At 73.3% G+C, this 17,109-nt stretch carries 21 protein-coding genes and 1 pseudogene; 3 read left to right on the top strand and 19 right to left on the bottom strand.

Translation table 11 applies throughout. The features are described 5' to 3' along the window. A partial coding sequence (locus tag VGH76_RS17830; RefSeq protein ID WP_331558049.1) for a hypothetical protein occupies positions 1-630 on the top strand: 630 nt, incomplete at its 5' end. A gap of 46 nt (positions 631-676) precedes the next feature. Here the strand turns inward: VGH76_RS17830 and VGH76_RS17825 are convergent. The 13 genes from VGH76_RS17825 to mshA all read right to left on the bottom strand — a co-directional run bounded on the left by VGH76_RS17825 (position 677) and on the right by mshA (position 10,938). Then, a complete protein-coding gene (locus tag VGH76_RS17825; RefSeq protein WP_331558048.1) occupies positions 677-1,063 on the bottom strand; it encodes a trypco2 family protein in 387 nt (128 codons plus the stop codon). Between the two features lie 158 nt (positions 1,064-1,221). Further along, entirely contained in the window at positions 1,222-2,016 is a 795-nt protein-coding gene (locus VGH76_RS17820; RefSeq protein WP_331558047.1) for a pentapeptide repeat-containing protein, read from the bottom strand. Positions 2,017-2,027: 11 nt separating this feature from the next. Further along, positions 2,028-2,594 carry a 2'-5' RNA ligase family protein gene (locus VGH76_RS17815; protein WP_331558046.1) on the bottom strand — a complete coding sequence of 189 codons (567 nt, stop codon included), beginning with the start codon at positions 2,592-2,594 and terminating at the stop codon, positions 2,028-2,030. A gap of 11 nt (positions 2,595-2,605) precedes the next feature. Beyond that, positions 2,606-2,971, bottom strand: coding sequence for a DUF2568 domain-containing protein (locus VGH76_RS17810; RefSeq protein ID WP_331558045.1), 366 nt, complete (start codon positions 2,969-2,971; stop codon positions 2,606-2,608). 225 nt (positions 2,972-3,196) lie between these two features. Continuing rightward, complete coding sequence (locus tag VGH76_RS17805; RefSeq protein WP_331558044.1) at positions 3,197-4,048, bottom strand: DUF2127 domain-containing protein; 852 nt, start codon at positions 4,046-4,048, stop codon at positions 3,197-3,199. Positions 4,049-4,169: 121 nt separating this feature from the next. Beyond that, entirely contained in the window at positions 4,170-4,616 is a 447-nt protein-coding gene (locus VGH76_RS17800; RefSeq protein ID WP_331558043.1) for a heavy metal-responsive transcriptional regulator, read from the bottom strand. A 34-nt stretch (positions 4,617-4,650) separates the two neighbouring features. Further along, a complete protein-coding gene (locus VGH76_RS17795; protein ID WP_331558042.1) occupies positions 4,651-4,860 on the bottom strand; it encodes a hypothetical protein in 210 nt (69 codons plus the stop codon). Positions 4,861-4,909: 49 nt separating this feature from the next. Beyond that, on the bottom strand, positions 4,910-5,791 hold the full coding sequence (locus VGH76_RS17790; protein WP_331558041.1) for a DUF4190 domain-containing protein: 882 nt from the start codon (positions 5,789-5,791) through the stop codon (positions 4,910-4,912). Between the two features lie 130 nt (positions 5,792-5,921). After that, positions 5,922-6,230, bottom strand: a complete 309-nt coding sequence (locus VGH76_RS17785; protein ID WP_331558040.1) for a hypothetical protein — start codon at positions 6,228-6,230, stop codon at positions 5,922-5,924. A gap of 216 nt (positions 6,231-6,446) precedes the next feature. Next, entirely contained in the window at positions 6,447-7,082 is a 636-nt protein-coding gene (locus VGH76_RS17780; RefSeq protein ID WP_331558039.1) for a hypothetical protein, read from the bottom strand. 360 nt (positions 7,083-7,442) lie between these two features. After that, positions 7,443-9,029, bottom strand: coding sequence for an AMP-binding protein (locus VGH76_RS17775; RefSeq protein ID WP_331558038.1), 1,587 nt, complete (start codon positions 9,027-9,029; stop codon positions 7,443-7,445). Positions 9,030-9,163: 134 nt separating this feature from the next. Next, a complete protein-coding gene (locus VGH76_RS17770) occupies positions 9,164-9,667 on the bottom strand; it encodes a YbjN domain-containing protein (RefSeq protein WP_331558037.1) in 504 nt (167 codons plus the stop codon). Further along, positions 9,664-10,938 carry a D-inositol-3-phosphate glycosyltransferase gene (gene mshA, locus VGH76_RS17765; protein ID WP_331558050.1) on the bottom strand — a complete coding sequence of 425 codons (1,275 nt, stop codon included), beginning with the start codon at positions 10,936-10,938 and terminating at the stop codon, positions 9,664-9,666. The genes VGH76_RS17770 and mshA overlap by 4 nt, the downstream gene beginning before the upstream one ends. 202 nt (positions 10,939-11,140) lie before the next feature. On the opposite strand from mshA, the gene VGH76_RS17760 reads away from it, so the two are divergent. Beyond that, the gene (locus tag VGH76_RS17760) at positions 11,141-11,905 is read left to right on the top strand and encodes an SDR family NAD(P)-dependent oxidoreductase (RefSeq protein WP_331558036.1); all 765 of its coding nucleotides are present in this window, start codon (positions 11,141-11,143) and stop codon (positions 11,903-11,905) included. A 70-nt stretch (positions 11,906-11,975) separates the two neighbouring features. Here the strand turns inward: VGH76_RS17760 and VGH76_RS17755 are convergent, their stop codons facing one another. Both VGH76_RS17755 and VGH76_RS17750 read right to left on the bottom strand, forming a co-directional pair. Then, positions 11,976-13,145 (bottom strand): L,D-transpeptidase, encoded by a 1,170-nt coding sequence (locus VGH76_RS17755; protein WP_331558035.1) that lies wholly within the window; start codon positions 13,143-13,145, stop codon positions 11,976-11,978. A gap of 109 nt (positions 13,146-13,254) precedes the next feature. Then, entirely contained in the window at positions 13,255-14,340 is a 1,086-nt protein-coding gene (locus tag VGH76_RS17750; protein WP_331558034.1) for a UDP-N-acetylmuramate dehydrogenase, read from the bottom strand. Positions 14,341-14,365: 25 nt separating this feature from the next. Here VGH76_RS17750 and VGH76_RS17745 point away from each other — a divergent pair, with 25 nt between their 5' ends. Beyond that, positions 14,366-14,869 (top strand): DUF2505 domain-containing protein, encoded by a 504-nt coding sequence (locus VGH76_RS17745; protein WP_331558033.1) that lies wholly within the window; start codon positions 14,366-14,368, stop codon positions 14,867-14,869. Positions 14,870-14,882: 13 nt separating this feature from the next. On the opposite strand, the gene VGH76_RS17740 is transcribed toward VGH76_RS17745, so the two are convergent. The 4 genes and pseudogenes from VGH76_RS17740 to VGH76_RS17725 all read right to left on the bottom strand — a co-directional run. Beyond that, positions 14,883-15,881, bottom strand: a complete 999-nt coding sequence (locus tag VGH76_RS17740; protein ID WP_331558032.1) for a pirin family protein — start codon at positions 15,879-15,881, stop codon at positions 14,883-14,885. Between the two features lie 36 nt (positions 15,882-15,917). Then, complete coding sequence (locus tag VGH76_RS17735) at positions 15,918-16,475, bottom strand: YbaK/EbsC family protein (protein WP_331558031.1); 558 nt, start codon at positions 16,473-16,475, stop codon at positions 15,918-15,920. Next, on the bottom strand, positions 16,472-16,798 hold the full coding sequence (locus VGH76_RS17730; RefSeq protein ID WP_331558030.1) for a DUF2516 family protein: 327 nt from the start codon (positions 16,796-16,798) through the stop codon (positions 16,472-16,474). The genes VGH76_RS17735 and VGH76_RS17730 overlap by 4 nt, the downstream gene beginning before the upstream one ends. 122 nt (positions 16,799-16,920) lie before the next feature. Beyond that, positions 16,921-17,109: pseudogene (locus tag VGH76_RS17725) on the bottom strand (hypothetical protein); the annotation flags it as partial.

Below are 17,109 nucleotides of genomic sequence, written 5' to 3'. Positions count from 1 at the left end.
GCCTGGGTCGTCGTCGGGTACCGGCGGGTCTCGCCGGAGTCGGGTGCCGAGGTCCGGCTGTGGCGTCACGACGACGCCCGCGGGCCCTACCTCGAGGTGGCCGACCCGTTCGACGAGCTCGACGCCGCGCACCGTCCCTGGCAGGCCGCCATCCTGCCGCTGCTGCCCGACGTCTACGTCACCGCCGAACGGGCCGAGGCCGCGGGCGAGCACTGGTTCCGCGGCTACCTCGGCCAGGCCGACCCCGACGAGCCGATCGCCCGGGCCGCCGCGATCGACGGGCTGACGTGGCGGACCTACGTGACGCGGGCCGACGAGTGGCTCGAGCGGCTGACCGACCGCGTCGACCCCGAGCTCGCGCGGCTCTACCGGCTCACGCCGATGCCGGAGTACGTGTGGATCGTGGAGGCGGTCGACCGGACGGCACGGGCGGCCGAGCGACCCGATGTGGTCGGCGAGGCCGTCCTCGACTCCACCGCCTCGACCCACCACGAGCCGCTGCTCTCCGGGCTGATCGCGCTGCACGGCGGCCGGCTCGCGCACCGCGTCGGCCCCGACCACGGGGAACGTCGCGAGATCCGCCTCGCTTCTCCCGGGCACTACCGGACGGGGCGCCGCGGCCGGGCCTGAGTGCCAGCGACGGGCGCTGACACCTGACGTCAGGAAGGGTCCGTCCTCACGTAGGCCCGTCCGAGTTCTCCGCGACGGCCCGCGGGATGACGCCGGGCGAGACGTCCGAGCCGGCGACCGGGCCGGCCGTCGTCGTCGGGACGTCCTCGCCGCACCCCGTCGCGACGGGCCCGAGGGTGAGCGTGATCCGGTTGGTGCTCGTGCGGTCCCGGCTCCCGCCGGCGGAGGCCGAGCCCGAGAGCACGAACCACTTCGCGCCGACCTCGCCCTTCGCGTCGACGTGCCGGGTCACCTCGACCGAGAGCTCGATCTGCACCTCGCGCACCGCGAGCCCGGTGTTCTCGCCGTCGCTGTCGCGCTGGGCCGCCAGCAGGTCGTGCCGCAGCGCCGCCAGCACCTCGTCGAGCCCCAGCCCGTCGTCCTCGTCCGCCATGGCGCGCACGCTAACCGGGCTCCCCGACGACGACGCTGTCCGCCACGGGTACGGGCCTGATCACGACCTCAGTGGCGACACCCTGTCGGCGTGCTCCTCTTGTCCCGGCGCGCCCGAACACGCCGCACGAGACGTGATCATGGCGGCCTTCCCCGGGCTCAGCCCCAACCCGACGGGCGCGGCACCCGATCCGGCAGCCCCGTCGTCGCATCTCCCCGGGCCGCCGCCACCTGCGGCCCGGTGAGAAAGAGGGTCTGTCCCAGCGCCGCCCCGCGCAGGTCGGCGCCCCGCAGGTCGGCGCCGAGCAGGTCGGCCCGCCCGAGGTCGACCCCCCGCAGGTCCGCGCCCATGAGCAGCGCCCCCCGCAGCGTCGTCCCGGCCAGCGCCCGCCTCGACGCCCGTCCGCTGCCCAGGTCCCGCCCGACGAGGTCCGCCCGGGCGTGACCCGGTCCCGACGACCCCCGCACCGCCGCGCTCACCCGGCCGAGCACCTCCCCGACCTCGGCGCGCACCGACGCCACGTCCACACCGGCGAGCGGCCCCTCGGTCAGGCCCGACACCCACGACGCCGCCCGCGCCACCTCGGCGCGCAGGTCCTCCGGCGCGTCGTCGAGCGGCTCGGTCAGGTACCAGAGGATCTCGTGCAGCGGCCGCAGCACGGCGAACGCGTCGAACGCCGCCCGCGCGGCACCCGGCCCCTCCCGCCAGTCGGCGGTGACCCGCTGACCGGCCCCGAAGCAGTCGTAGGCCACGCATCCCGGGAAGCCGCGCTCGGAGAGCGACCCGTGGATCCCGCACGGCGCGTCGGGCCGCCCCGGCACGGACACCCGCAGGTTCGGGCACGGCGTCTCCGCGGGCTTGTCCAGCGCGAAGTCCGCCGAGCGCGCGAACGCGGGCGCGACACAGCAGAGCCCCGAGCAGCGCCCGCAGTCCGCGAGCAGGTCCAGATCCATCGGTCCCGACGCTAGGCGCCGCGCAACGGGAGCTCCGCCACCACCCGCCACGAGTCCGCCCTGCGCGCTCCCGCCAGCAGGTGCAGCCGGTCGACCCGTGCCACCACCGGCAGCCGCGCCCGGACCGCGACCTCGGCCGCCCGCAGCGCCGCGACCGACGCGTGGCTGCCGTAGCCGACCGTCAAATGTGGGTGCGGCTCGTGCTCCCCGCCGTAGGGCACCTGCCCGGGGAACGCCCGGCAGACCCGCTCGGTGAGCTCGCCGAACGCGGCCGATGCCGACGGGGCGAGCCAGAGCAGGTCCTCGCCGAACCACCCGGTCCGGGCGAACGTGCACGAGAACGGCGCCGCCGGCGCAACCGCCTCCCGCAGCGCCGCCACCGTCCCGGCGGTCACCGCGTCCGGCGGGACGAACGGGTACAGGACGGTGACGTGCGCGGGCACCCCGGCCGCCGTCGACGGGTCCAGCCGCCGACGGTGCTCCCCCACGACGGTTTCGGCCTCCGGCACCAGCGCGAGCACTGCGGTCTCCGTCGCCGCGGGGTCCACCAGGCTCACCCCGCCATCGTCGCCGACCACCCCGGAGTCCTCTAGCGCAGCGGCCGGCGCCGGAGCTCCGCGGCGACGACGACGGCCTCGGTCACCACGAGGAACACGACCGCAGGGACGACGACGCCGGACCAGGCGAGCAGGGCCGCCCCGACCGCGAAGATCGCCACCTTGAGCGCCAGACCCGGGCGCGGGGGCAGGCGACGGGGCGCGCGCGGGGCGAGCCATCGGCCCCACACCACCACGAAGACGACGACGACGAGCACGATCGTCAGGACGATCCGTCCGACGACCGTGCCGGGCAGCGCGATCCCGACGTAGACGAGCACGGCGAGCAGCGCGAGCTCGGCGAGGAACACGCCGATCTCGAGGATGCCGGGCGTCGAGGGTGGCTCCTCGCGGGTCACGGTCGAGACGCTAGCGCTGCTCCCGCCCGCGGTGGCGAGGGCCGGGATCGACGACCCCGGCGACCTCGTGGGGGGAGTGGAGGCCGCCGGGGCCGCCGCGACCAGCCGAGGTGTCGGTCGGTCCCGGTGCGCGTGCAGGGGGCACACGCGCTCCGCTCGCTGACGCTCCCGTGTCATGGGGTGTTCGTCAAGTGTCCATGCTCGACGTTTGCGGGACAGTGATGCTCAGGCCCGGGCGGTGGCACGGTCCGGGAGGTGGCGTGCCAGGGCGGCCCAGCTGATGTCGTGGTCGCGCTCGGCCTGCACGGCCGGCAGTCCGCCCCGCAGCCCGAAGAGCCGCTTGGAGAACAGCAGGTAGAGCACGACGGCCAGGTTCACGACCATCCCGATGATCGTGCCAGGGCTCGTCGAGCTGGTCAGCTCCAGGCCCTCGGGGACGAGCAGCAGGGTGGTCATGACGAACGTCAGGTACTCGCCCCAGCGCGTGGCGCGCCACAGTCCGACGCCCTCGGCGGTCTCGAGCCCGATGAGCACTGCCAGCCCGGCCGCGACGAGCCACAGCGGGCCTGCACCGCCGGAGAGCAGACTCTCGAGCTGACCGATGGCCTGGCCGCCGAACACGCTCTGCAGCGTCGTCGCGTTGGCGACGAGGTCGTCGCGCAGCGCGGTCTGGTTGACCAGCACGGCGATCGCGCCGCACAGCACCAGCAGCAGCACCAGGACGTTGAAGGCCCGCGTCAGGGCGATGAGCCGCAGGACGTAGCGGCTCTTCAGTGGGCGGCCGCGGGCCGGGAGGACGATCTCGTCACGGGCCGCCGGGCGGGCACGGGTCGGGGCGGTGGGTTCCGGCAGCAGCAGCCACGCGTCGCAGCGCAGGCAGCGGTACCACCGCGTCCCGTCGTCGCCGGGGCGGACGACCAGGGCGTCCTCGGCAGCGACCTCGGCCGCGTCGGTCCCGACGAGGCTGTGCCCGTTCCAGGCACACCCGATCAGCTCGAACGCCACACCGGAGCGGCGACTGCGCGCACCCGTGCCCGGTGGGCGCACGAACGCCTCGGAGTCGGCCTGGGAGGACATCCTGGTCGGCTACCCGATCCGGCGGCCGGTCACCGTCGCGGACGGTCGCCGGATCGGGGCCGTCAGCAGCAGCCGCACGTGCTGCAGTCGCAGTCCGGGTCCTCGCAGCAGGGACAGGCCCTCAGATCGAGCATGCGTCACACCTCCCCTCGGTCACGCGGTGATCGGGTGGGCACCAGCTGCCGGGCACCGGGTCCGGGCAGGTCGCGCTCGGCAGCTCGTCGGCCATCGCGACGAGGTCCGCCCGGAGCCGGCGCAGCCGGTCCATCTCGGCGTCGATCTCGGCGATGCGGGCGCGCAGCAGCGGCTCGGCGGGCTCGCACGGGCACTCGCCCGTGTCGCGCACAGCGAGCAGGTCGCGGATGTCGTCCAGACGCAGCCCGAGCCGCTGCGCGCCACGGATGAAACGGAGGCGGTCGACGGCGGGCGCGCCGTACCGGCGATGGTCGCCGCTGGTGCGGGCCGGCGCCGGCATGAGCCCGACGCGCTCGTAGTACCGCACCGTGTCGGGCCGCAGCCCGGTCTGCGCGGCCAGGTCGGAGATGGTGAGCGGGCCCGCCTCGGTCATGAGGGCACGCTAGAACCCGGAGTCGGGTCCAGGGTCAAGTCTTCGCGCCCACCGGGTCCGCGACGAGGCCCGCGGTGCTGTCCCGCACGACCCACGCGTGGGCCGCGACCTCCGAGGGCGACGCAGAGGTCACGCGCTCGAGGTCGGCGAGCGTCTCGGCGTGCTCGAGCAGCCGCGCGCGGTCGGTCTCCGCGGTGGCGTGCAGGTCGGGCGACGAGCTCCTGCTGTTGTCCGCCGAGCGCACGACGCCCCGGCAGCCGGGTGGCTGCCGGGGCGTCGAGGGGCCGGAACCGCTACTTGGTGCAGGTGACCATCGCGTCGGTGCCGGTGGCCGAGTTCTGGGCGACCTGGACGCCGTCCTCGATGATCGTGCAGGAGATGGTGTCCTTCTTGTTGACGTGGGCGAGGTCGGGGCTCAGCGACGCCGTCACCGTCGGTCCCATGACCCCCGAGACCTGGGCGTTCTCGCTCCACGGGGACGCCGAGCCGGACACGGTCGCCGAGGCGAGGTTGTCGTTCTGCGACTGGCTGTAGGTGGCCTTGATCTTGGACCCCTTCGCGGTGGTGACCTTGTAGGTCACCTGGTGCACCGCGGCGGTCTGCTGGGCCGCGGTGCCGACGCTCGCCACGAACACCGAGGTGTAGAGGACGCACATGACCAGGGCGACGACGGACAGGACGATGCCGGCGATCGACTTGCCACGGCCGCTGTGCGCCCGCCCCGACTTGACCAGCCCCACCGCCGAGAGCACCAGCCCGATCGGCGCGAGGAACCAGGCCACGGTCCCGATGACCGGGATGAGGGAGAAGACGGCGCCGATGATGGCGACGACGAGGCCCGCGGTCGCGAGCCCGTTCGACTGCTGCGGCACCGGGGGCGCCGCGTGCGAGCGCTGTGCCGGCACGTCCGGCTGCTGAGGCATCACGTACTGCGGCGGGTAGGTCGGCGGGTAGGTCGGCACGACCTGCTGGGGGCCGCTGTGGTGCTGCCCGCCGCCGAAGCTCTGGAAGCTCGGCGCGAACTGCTGCGGAATGTGGTTCTGCGGGACGCCGTATCCCGCCGGCGGCATTCCGTAGCCGTTCACCATCGGCCGGCCGTGACCGTTTCCGGCGAAGTCCCGGTACTCGTCGGTCTCGATCCGACGGTGCCGCGGCTGGTCGATGTGCTGCGTCATTTCCCTGAGCCCCCGATCTCGTGCTGATGTCATCCCGATCTCGCACGAAGGGCCGTCGTCGTTACGCCAAGGAGAACGCCGCGCCCGGACGTCACCCTTCCGAGCTACATCGGATCTCGACGCTTCGCGGTCAGAGCTCGCGCTCGCGGGTGGTCTCCACGACGCGGCCCTGCGGACCGAAGATCACTGTGCCGTCGATCTGGCCCCAGATGCCCCGCATGGTCTCGAGGTGGGCCTGGGCCTGCTCCCGGCTGTCGTACTCGAGGTCGATCAGGACGAGGTCCGGGTCATCGACCCCGCGCATGACGCGATAGGTCCGCACGCCGAGCTGCCGGCGGAACGAGTCGCCGTCGCTGCCGTCGCCGCGCAGGTCGCTGTCGAAGGCCTGCACCCAGCGGTCGTAGTCGGCGACACGGTGCTCGATGAGCAGGCGGGCCACGGCGCCTCCTCGTCGTCGGGTCCGGTCAGGCACGCAAGGCGGCCCATCGCAGGGCCATCAGCGAAGCCCACAGCACGCCGAGGACCTGACCGACCGCCAGCGCGAAGCCCAGCCGGAAAGCGGCGGCGCAGCCGCACCCGAGTCCAGCTCCTGACGAACAGCAACCGCGGCTGGATCGCCGTGAACAGCGGCCCAGCCTTCGGGCGAGCATTGAGTTCAGCCCTGCGGCCGGGTGAGGAACAGGACCTCTGTACAAATCGGCGTGAACCCACCGGAGAGCATGGTGCGTAGGGCACGGGTGTCGTGTACGGGCGCGGAGCCGAAGAGCTGCTCGCCGGCCGGCACCATGGTCAGTGCCGTCGAGAGCAGCTCGCGGCTCGGCCCGCCGCCGCCCTGCTGTGAGGAGTCGACGCGGACATAGACGTCCCAGCGACCGCCTGGCCCGATACCCATGTCCACATTGCCCTGAGTCGTGCCGGCCGTGTACCGGTAGCTTCGGACATCGGTTCGGTAGTCGGCCCACCCTCGATGAGCGCCGCCCTGTTCGGTCAGCTGCCCGCGCCGCATGGCGGCGCGGTGCGGGGCGACGGTCAGCACGCTGGCGTACATCGGTGGATTGCCCAGCCGGTCGGCCATCGCCGCAAGGAAGAGCCCCAGCCCGGTAGAGGGATCGTTGGATTCGCGGTTCTGCTGGTACTTGAGCTTGTCGTAGAGCCAGTCCTGATCGACATCCGCGGCAACGACCGTATGACCGGGCATGAACGCGACCGCGTCGCATGGTCCTGGCAAGGCCCCGACAATCTCGGCGGTGCGGTCGTGCGGGGGGTACGAGCCGAACGCGGCGTCGCGCATGATTCGACTGAACGCGTGGTCGGTGTTAGCTACCACGATGACCCCCTCGGTCGACAATGTGTGTCGTGGATCACTGAGCAACGGATCATGGCACCTGGTGAAGCGGCTGTAAAGAACCCGTCCGAACACGGACCACCGTCGCCGTCGGCCGCGCTAGACAACACCCCGTGGCGTTCCATCGCTTCGGTAGCTCGGCTTCGGCCGCCTCGGCGAGACCCCGACCGCCGCGGCACCGGACCCGGCCGCTTCTGGGGCGCCTGACCTTGCCCCGCTGCCTCGACAAGATCGATGCCAAGCGCGAACACATCGGGCATGCGGCGTCGTCCCAGGTCAGGGAACCGAGACAGCGGGTCAGCGACCCTACGCGGGGGCCTGCTCGCGAGCGCGGAGGTCCTTGCGCAGGATCTTCCCCGACCCCGACTTCGGGATCTCCTCGATGAACTCGACCACGCGCACCTTCTTGTGCGGCGCGATCCGCTCGGCGACGAACGACATCACGTCGTCCTCGGAGATCTCGGCGCCCTGCTGCTTGACGACGAACGCCTTCGGGATCTCCTCACCGTCCGCGTCCTTGACCCCGATCACCGCCGCGTCGGCGATCGAGTCGTTGGTCAGCAGCAGCGCCTCCAGCTCGGCCGGCGGCACCTGGTAGCCCTTGTACTTGATGAGCTCCTTGACCCGGTCGACGATGTGGAAGACGCCCTCGTCGGTCACGGTCGCGATGTCCCCGGTGTGCAGGAAGCCGTCCTCGTCCAGCGTCGAGGACGTCGCCTCGGCGTTGTTGAGGTACTCGCGCATCACGTTCGGGCCCTTCACCCACAGCTCGCCGCGGTCGCCCTCCTCGCCGGTTTCCGGGTCGACCAGCTTGCACTCGACGTTCGGCAGCGCGACGCCGATCGAGCCGAGGTCCATGTCGGGACGGTCGTCGGGCATGCAGTGGCTGACCGGCGAGAGCTCGGTCATCCCGTAGCCCTGCAGGACGGTGCAGTTGAGCCGCTTGCCCATGGCGTGGCCGAGCTCCGCGTCGAGGGCGGCCGCGCCGGAGAAGACGATGTCGACGCAGTCGATGTCGTACTCCTCGACCATCGGGTGCTTCGCGAGGGCCACCGCGATCGGCGGGGCGACGTAGACCCGGTCGACCCGGTACTCCGAGATGATGCGCAGGAACTCCGAGAGGTCGAACTTCGGCATCGTCACGACCGTCGCCCGCGCGTGGATGCCCTGGTTCATCATGCAGGTCATGCCGTAGATATGAAAAAAGGGGAGAACGGCCAAGATTTTCGTCGACGCCGAGACGTGGGTCCCCATCGCCTGCACCTGCAGCAGGTTCGCGACGAGGTTGCGGTGGGTCAGGACGACGCCCTTGGCGCGGCCGGTGGTGCCCGACGAGTACGGCAGTGCCGCCACGTCGTCACCGGTGATCGAGACGGTGGGACCCTCCGCCGTCGTCGTCAGCAGGTCGGCGAGCGCGTTCTCGGGCATCCGCGTCGAGGCCTCGTCGCGGGCGTCGTCGAGCAGGACGACCTCGGTGACGGCGAGGCCCTCCTCGCGCAGGGCGGCCCGGGCGCGGTCGAGGAACGGCGAGATCGTCACGAGGATCTTCGCCTGCGAGTCGCGCAGCTGGAACGCGAGCTCGTCGGGGGTGTAGAGGGCGTTGACCGTCGACACCGCCACGCCGGCGGCGAGACCGCCGTGGAAGACCACCGGGTAGTACGGGCCGTTGGGCGCGAAGAGCGCGATGACGTCGCCCTTGCCCAGCCCGCGCTCGCCGAGGGCGGCGGCGAAGCGGTCGACGCCCTGCGCCAGTTCGGCGAAGGTCATCTCGCGCCCACTCGGACCGTCGATCACGGCCACCGAGTCCTCGTGGCCGGAGAGATCGGAGAACAGGAACTCGGGCAGCCCGACGTCGGGGATGTCGATGTCGGCGAAGGGGCTGCGCACGGTCATACTCGGCACTCCTCGGTGAGCCACGGCGACCGCACCGACCAGCTGAGCGGCGCGGCGGATCGCGTCAACCTACCGGTCTGGCGACACCGGGTCATGCCGGGAGGAGACGCGCCCTCACCCGACCGGCGGAACGCTCACCCTGCGTCGGAATCGGACACCAGGTGCGCGAACGCCCGCAGGTTCGCCAGCGACTCGCCGCGGGATTCGCGCCACGCCCACTCCCGCCGGATCGACGACGCGAAGCCCAGCTCGAGGAGCACGTTGAAGTCGCCGTCGGCGGCGTCGAGGACCTGCCCGAGGACGCGGTCGAGCTCGTCGTCGGTCACCGCGTGCAGCGGGACCCGGCCGACCAGGTGAATGTCGCCCTTGTCGTCGAGCGTGTAGTGCACGCCGTAGAGCCGGGAGTTGCGCTGCAGCAGCCAGCGGTAGACGCCCTCGTGGTTCTCGTCGGGGCGCCGGCAGACGAACGCCTCCGCGAGCAGGGCGTGCGGGGTCAGCACCAGCCAGCAGTTGGTCTGCAGCTTCTTGGTGCCGGGCAGCGTCACGAAGAACGAGCCCTCGCCGCGGCGCTGGTAGTGCAGCTCGCGCTCGTCGAGGGCGGCGGCGATGACCCCGGCGAGCCGGTCGAGGTCGCTCATACCGCCACACCCTGCAGCGTCGCGCCGGCGCGTCGGACGGCCGCGGCCTCGGCGTAGGTCGCGAGCAGCGCGTCGGTGGTGCGGTCCCAGGAGAACACCGTTGCGTGCTCGACGGCGCCGGCGGCGAGCCGCCCGCGCGTCTCCCGGTCGAGCGCCGCGCGCTCCAGGGCGTCGGCCCACGACGTCGGGGAGTGGTCGCCGACGAGCAGGCCGGAGCGGCCGTCCGCGACCGCCACGGGCAGTCCGCCGACGGCGGCCGCGACCACCGGCGTGCCGCATGCCTGGGCCTCGAGCGCCACGAGGCCGAAGGACTCCGAGTGGCTGGGGACGGCGACGACGTCGGCGGCGCGGTAGACCTGCGCGAGGGCCGAGCCGGACCGCGGGGGGAGGAAGCGCACGACGTCGGTGATACCCAGATCCGCGGCGAGCCCCGCGAGGGCCCGCGGGCGGTCCAGTCCCGAGCCGGACGGTCCCCCGACGACGAGGACCCGCAGCCGGTCCCGCAGCGCGGGGCGGCGGGCGATCATCTCGCCGGCCGCGCGCAGCAGGACGTCGGGCGCCTTCAGCGGCTGGATGCGCCCGACGAAGGCGAGCACCACGTCGTCCCCGCCGATCGGCAGCCCCGCCTCGCGCGCGAGCCGGGCCCGGGCGGCGTCGCGGTCGAGCTCGGGGGTGAAGCTCTGCAGGTCGACGCCGGGTGCGACGGTCCGGACGGCGTCCGGGTCGGCGCCGTACTCGGCGACGAGCGCCTCGGCCTCGCCCGGGGTGGAGGCGACGAGGCGGTCGGCCTCGGCCACCACCTGCTCCTCGCCGACCACCCGGGGCAGCGGCTCGGGCCGGTCGCCCTCGGCGAGCGAGGCGTTCTTGACCTTGGCCAAGGTGTGGGCGGTGTGCACGAGCGGAACGCCCCACCGGTCGCGCACCAGCCACCCGACCTGCCCGGAGAGCCAGTAGTGGCTGTGCACGACGTCGAACCAGTCGGGATCCCGGCCGGCCTCGTCGCGCAGGACGCCCGCGGTGAACGCGCATAGCTGGCTGGGCAGGTCCTCCTTGCCGAGACCGCCGAACGGCCCGGCGACGACGTGGCGGACGAGCACGCCCGGCGCGAGTTCCGCGACCGGGGGCAGGTCCGACGACGTCTGCCGGGTGAAGATCTCGACCTCGACGCCGCGCCGCGCCATCTCCAGCGCCGTCTGCACGATGTAGACGTTCATGCCGCCCGCGTCCCCGGTGCCGGGCAGCGCGAGCGGGGAGGTGTGCACCGAGAGCACCGCGACCCGGCGCGGGGCGCGGCGGACCGGGGAGAGCGGCCGCGCCCGGAGCCGGGATCCCGGGGGACCGCCGTCCGGCCGGCCCCTCCCGCGCGTGGTGGGCGTGCCGTCCGTCGCCGTCCTCGCCGCCGGAATCACGAGCACCAGCTTAGGCAACGCATGCAACGCCGTCCGGTCGGAACGGGCTCTAGGGTGACGTCCCGTGACCTCACCCACCCCCGCCACGGACCGGCCGGTCGTCGTCGTCACCGGGGCCAGCTCCGGCATCGGTGCCGCCTCCGCGCGCGCCCTCGCGGCGGACGGCTGGCACCCCGTCCTCGGCGCGCGGCGCCTCGAGCGCCTCCGCGAGCTCGCCGACGAGACCGGCGGGACCGCACTGCCCCTCGACGTCACCGACGCGTCGTCGGTCGAGACGTTCGTCCAGCGGGTGCGCGACCTCGGGAACATTCGCGGGCTGGTCAACAACGCCGGCGGCGCCAAGGGCACCGAGACGGTCATGGAGGCCGACGAGGAGAACTGGCGCTGGATGTGGGAGTCCAACGTCCTCGGGACGATGCGGATCACCAAGGCGCTGCTGCCCTCGCTGATCGCGTCGGGCGACGGGCACGTCGTCACGATCACCTCGATCGCCGGCCTCGAGACCTACGACGGCGGGTCGGGCTACACCGCCGCCAAGCACGCCGAGGGCGCGCTCCACCGGACGCTGCGCGGCGAGCTGCTGGGGCAGCCGGTGCGGGTCACCGAGATCGCGCCGGGGGCCGTCGAGACCGAGTTCTCGCTGGTGCGCTTCGGCGGCGACCAGGAGCGGGCCGACAAGGTCTACGCGGGGATCACGCCGCTGACGGCCGACGACGTGGCCGCGGCGGTCGTCTTCGTCATGAGCCGCCCGAGCCACGTCAACATCGACACGATCGTCATGAAGCCCCGGGACCAGGCGACCGGGATGCGGTTCTTCCGGCACCAGTAGGTGCGCTTCGCGCCTGTGAGCACTTTCCGGGGTCATAACCCCGGAAAGTGCTCACAGGGCCGAAGGCCACCTACAGGGCCGACTGCGCCTTCCACGTCGCCCACGGCACGGTCCAGTCGTAGACGTCGCCGTCGCGGGCGGAGAGCTGGATCGGGGTCCCGGTGACCTCGACGGGGTCGCCGTAGATCGCGGTGTCGTAGTAGGCCTTGGCGTCGCCGATCGAGAGGTTCACGCAGCCGTGCGTGACGTTGCTCGTGCCCTGGGCGGCCGCCGACTTCGGGTTGGCGTGGATGAACTCGCCGTTGTTGCTCATCCGGACCGCCCACTGCTCGACGACGTCGTAGTCGTACTGGCGGCTGACCATCCGCTTGTCGGTGAACTTCTCGGTGACGACGTGGATGCCCGAGCGCGTGGTCCGGTTCGGGTCGGCGTCGATGCCGTAGGACGCGGGCACGTCCATGACCTGCTTGCCGTCGCGGAGCACGACCATCCGGAAGCTGGTGACGTCGGCCTTGACGATCTGCGAGCGCCCGATCGTGAAGTGCGAGCTGACGTCCTCGCGCCCGAACGCCCCGCCGCCGAGGTCGACGCCGAGCAGGTCCGCGGTCACCGTGACCTTCGTACCCGGCTCCCAGTACTCCTGCGGGCGCCAGTGCACCCGCGAGCCGCCGTCCTGGTCGGGCAGCCACGCCCAGGAGCCCTCGGTGGGCGTCGAGGTCTGCACCTGCAGCGCCTTCTCGGCGGCGGCGCGGTCGGCGACGTGCCCGTCGAACTGGATCTCGATCGGCGCGGCGACCCCGACGGTGCGCCCGTCCCCGATGTTCAGGGTGGCCTCGACCTGCTGGCGCGGCGCGATCGTGCGCAGCGTGCCGCCGACGGGACCCGAGTGCCCGTCGGCGGCGGTGGCCGTGCCGCTCCACGTGTAGGTGGTGGCATAGTCCAGCGTCCCCGACGCGGTCCAGCGCTTCCCGTCCGGCGACAGCGCGCCGTCGACCGCCTTGCCCCCGGCCGGCGTCAGCGCGACCCCGGAGAGCCGACCGTCGGGCACCGAGACCGACACCGGCGTCCGCGGCGCCACGTCGATGGCGTTCGCGGCGGGGGCGTAGACGACGGGCACCGGCGGGGCCGCCGGCGGTGGCGCGCCGCCCGACCCTGCGCTCGAGCAGGCCGACACCAGGGCCAGCACCGCGGCGACGACGGCCAGCAGCACCCGCCCGGCCGATGTGTCCGTCGTCCTCACCCGTCCCCGCTCCCCCGCACCACGGTCCCCGGGATGACACAACGACCGCGACCGCAACCGCGTCACTGCGGAGTTGCCCACTCCGGGGCAGTGCCGGGTGGCAGCCGGCTCAGTCCAGCGCGCACCCGACGAGCACCGGCTCCGGCACGAGGTGTACCCCGAAGGCCTCCTCGACGCGGTCCCGGACGTCCCGGGCCAGCGCCAGCAGCTGCGTCGTCGACCCCCCGCCACGGTTCGTCAGCGCGAGCGTGTGGCGGGTGGAGACGCGGACCGGGGCGTCCGGGCCCGGGTGGCCCCGGGGGACGCCCGAGCGCTCGATGAGGGCGGCCGCGGAGAGCTTGACGCGGCCGTCGGGCATCGCCCATGCGGTGACCGGCCGCTGGTCGGCGGCCGCCGCGCGGCGGGCGACCTCGTCGGCGACGTCGGGTGCGACGACGGGGTTGGTGAAGAACGAGCCTGCGCTCCACGTGTCGTGGTCGTCCTCGTCGAGCACCATCCCCTTGCCTCGACGCAGCGCCAGGACCGCGTCCCGGACGGCACCGACGGGAGCGCGCGCCTCCTGCTCCACCCCGAGGACGCGGGCGAGCTCGGCGTAGCGGATCGGCGCGGAGAGCCCGTCGGTGCTCAGCCGGAACCGCGCGGCGAGCACCATCTCGCGGTCGGCGTGCTTGAGCCTGCTGGTCCGGTAGCCCAGCCGGAGCTGCGCGGCGGGCACGGTGACGACGTCGCCGGTGGCGCGGTCGAGCAGCGTCGCGTCGACGAGCAGGTCGGAGGTCTCGACGCCGTACGCCCCGACGTTCTGCACCGGCGTCGCGCCCGCGCACCCCGGGATGCCGGAGAGGCACTCGAGCCCCCCGAGGCCGGCGTCGACCGTGGCCGCGACCAGCTCGTCCCAGTCCTGGCCCGCCTCGACGCACAGCAGCGCCTCGCCGTCGTGGCACTCGACGGTGTGACCGCGCGACTCCAGGTGCACGACGGTGCCGTCGAACCCGTCGTCCCCGACCACGAGGTTGGAGCCGCCGCCGACGACGAGCAGCGGCTCCCCGGCCGCGTCGGCGTCGCGCACCGCGGCGACGATCTCCTCGGCGCTCCCGGCGCGGACCAACCGGCGCGCCGGGCCGCCGAGGCGCAGCGTGGTGAGCGCCGCGAGCGGCGTCACGGTCGGCTGCTCGAGCCGGGTCGTCGGGGACGGCACGCGTCCGACGGTAGCCTCCTGCGTCGTGGCCCAGACGATCTCCCACCGTGCGCGATGGGACGCCGACGCCGAGACCGTGTACCGCACGTTGGTCGACGGCGACTACCTGCAGGCGCGCCTCGCCGAGCTCGGGGGCAAGGACCCCGCACTCGTCGAGCGCTCGGTCGACGACTCCGGCGCACGCCTGGTGCTCCGGCACTCCGTCGACGTCGAGTTCCTGCCCTCGGTGATCAAGCGCTTCACCGGCGGCGACCTCGTGCTCGACCGCGTCGAGACCTGGACCCCGGAGGCCGCGGGCGGCTACCGGGGCACCTTCGAGGTCACCGTGCGGGGGCTGCCCGGCAAGCTGGTCGGGAAGCAGTCGCTGCACGACGTCGAGGGCGGCTCGGAGAGCACCGTCGAGGGCAGCGCCGAGGTCCCGGTCCCGTTCGTCGCGGGGAAGATCGAGTCGATCGTCAACGACCAGGTCGGCGGGCTGCTCGACGGCGAGGACGAGTTCACGCGTCGCTGGCTGGCCGACAAGGGCTGAGTGCCCCGCCGCCCTACGTCGTCTGCACGCCCCGCGACGCCCCGCCGTGCGCCACCCGCTCGGCGGGGATCGCGCCCAGCCGGCCCTTCGAGTAGTCCGAGAAGGCCTGCATGACCTCCTCGCGGGTGTTCATCACGAAGGGCCCGCCCCACGCGACCGGCTCGCGCAGCGGCCGCCCGCCGAGCAGCACCACCTCGAGCGTCGGGTGCCGACCCTCCTGCCCGACGGCCGCCGCCACCCGCAGCGACTCGCCCGGCCCGAACACCACCAGCTGCCCCGTCGACACCGGGCGCCGCTCCGCCCCCGCGTACCCGTCGCCGGAGAGCACGTAGGCCAGCGCGTTCAGCTCCGGGTCCCACGGCACGTGCAGCGCCGCCCCCGGCTCGAGCGAGGCGTGCGCCATCGTCATGGGCGTGTAGGTCGAGCCCGGGCCGCTGTGGCCGTCGAGCGACCCCGCGATGATCCGCACCAGCGCGCCCGCGTCCGGCGACGTCACCAGTGCCGCCCGGCCCGCACGCAGGTCCTGGTAGCGGGGCTGCGCCCACTTCTGCGCCCGCGGGAGGTTCACCCACAGCTGCAGGCCGTGGAAGAGCCCGCCGGACACCACGAGGTCCTCCGGCGGCCGCTCGATGTGCAGCACGCCGCCGCCCGCGGTCATCCACTGCGTGTCGCCGTTGGTGATCAGTCCGCCGCCGCCGTGGTTGTCGGCGTGCTCGAAGGTGCCGTCGATGATGTAGGTGACGGTCTCGAACCCGCGGTGCGGGTGCCACGCGGTGCCCTTGGGCTCGCCGGGGGCGTACTCGACCTCGCCCATCTGGTCCATGTGGATGAAGGGGTCGAGGTCGGCGAGGTCCACCCCGGCGAACGCGCGCCGCACCGGGAAGCCCTCGCCCTCGAAGCCGCGCGGCGCGGTGGTCACGCGGCGCACGCCGCGCTCGGTGGCCCCGGTGTCGGGTCCGAGGTCCGCGAGGCGGGGCAGGACGGTCAGGTCCGGGACGGTGACGGCGGGCATCGAGGCCTCCAGGTTATTGAAGGTTGAACGATACCTCTAACGGCCGAGCCCCTCCAGCGATTCCGCGCCGGGCAGCTGCCCGAGCGCCGACCCCGGCACGACGAGCTTGCTCGCCCGGATCCCGCTCCCGACGACGACGGCGGGCGCGGCCAGGACCGCAGCGTCCACCAGCAGGGGCCACGCCGCGGGCAGGCCGAACGGCGTGATGCCGCCGTAGGCCATGCCGGTGAGCTCCACGGCGGTGTCCATCGGCGCGAACGAGGCCTTGCGGACGTCGAGGCGCTTCCGGACGACGCCGTTCACGTCGGCCCGGGTCGTCGCCAGGACCACGCAGCCGGCGAAGCGCTGCTCGCCCGACCGCGACCCCGCCACCACGACGCAGTTCGCCGACGCCTCGGGTGGGGAGCCGTAGGCCTCGCAGAACGCCGCGGTGTCGGCGAGGTCCGGGTCGATCGCGGCGACCGCACAGGACGCGGCGACCTCGTCGGCGAGGGCCTCGAGCGCGGCCACCACCGGCTCGGCGAGCAGGTCCGGACGGTCGAGCGCGGGGACGAGCTGCAGGGTCCCCGCCGCGGGCGCGAGGTCCGCGGTCACCAACGGCCTCCGCCGCCCTGCTGCACCTCGACCACCTTCGGGCGCACGTCGACCAGGTAGACCAGCACCGCGCAGAGCGCGACGAGCCAGAGGATCGCGAGGCTCGCGACCGGCCCGCCGACCGAGATGACCAGCAGCAGCGCCCCCACGCCGGTGATGCCGCACCACGCGGGCTTGGTCAGCTTGTCGACCGCGGTGAACGCGTCGGCGCGCTGGAGCAGGGCGTGGATGAACGCGTACAGGCCGACCGGGATCGCGATGATCCAGATCAGCATCGACAGGTAGTAGTCGAGGTACTCGAACACGGGCACTTGCAGCAGCACACGGCGAGGATACGTGCTGGTGGGACCGGTCGACCGGGGCCCGCTCTCTCGACTCCACCGGAGACGACGACGGCCCCGTCCCCCGGGGAACGGGGGACGGGGCCGTGGCGTCGTGGGAAGCGTCAGCTCTGGGGGGCGCGCTTGTCGGCGGCGGTGGTGGCCGCGGACTTGGGCGCGTTCTTCGGGCCCTGCTTCTTCGGGGCGGTCTTCGCGGCCGCCTTGCGGGTGGTGCTGCGGGTCTCCGAGGCCACCTCGTCACCGGCCTCCTTGACCTCGGCGGCGACCTCGGTGCTGGTCTCGGTGATCACCTC

Source organism: Actinomycetospora sp., from assembly GCF_036497585.1.
In the GTDB taxonomy this organism is placed as follows: Bacteria; Actinomycetota; Actinomycetes; order Mycobacteriales; family Pseudonocardiaceae; genus Actinomycetospora.
Note: the sequence above shows the minus strand (reverse complement) of the source record. Positions and strands in the feature narration are given on the sequence as shown.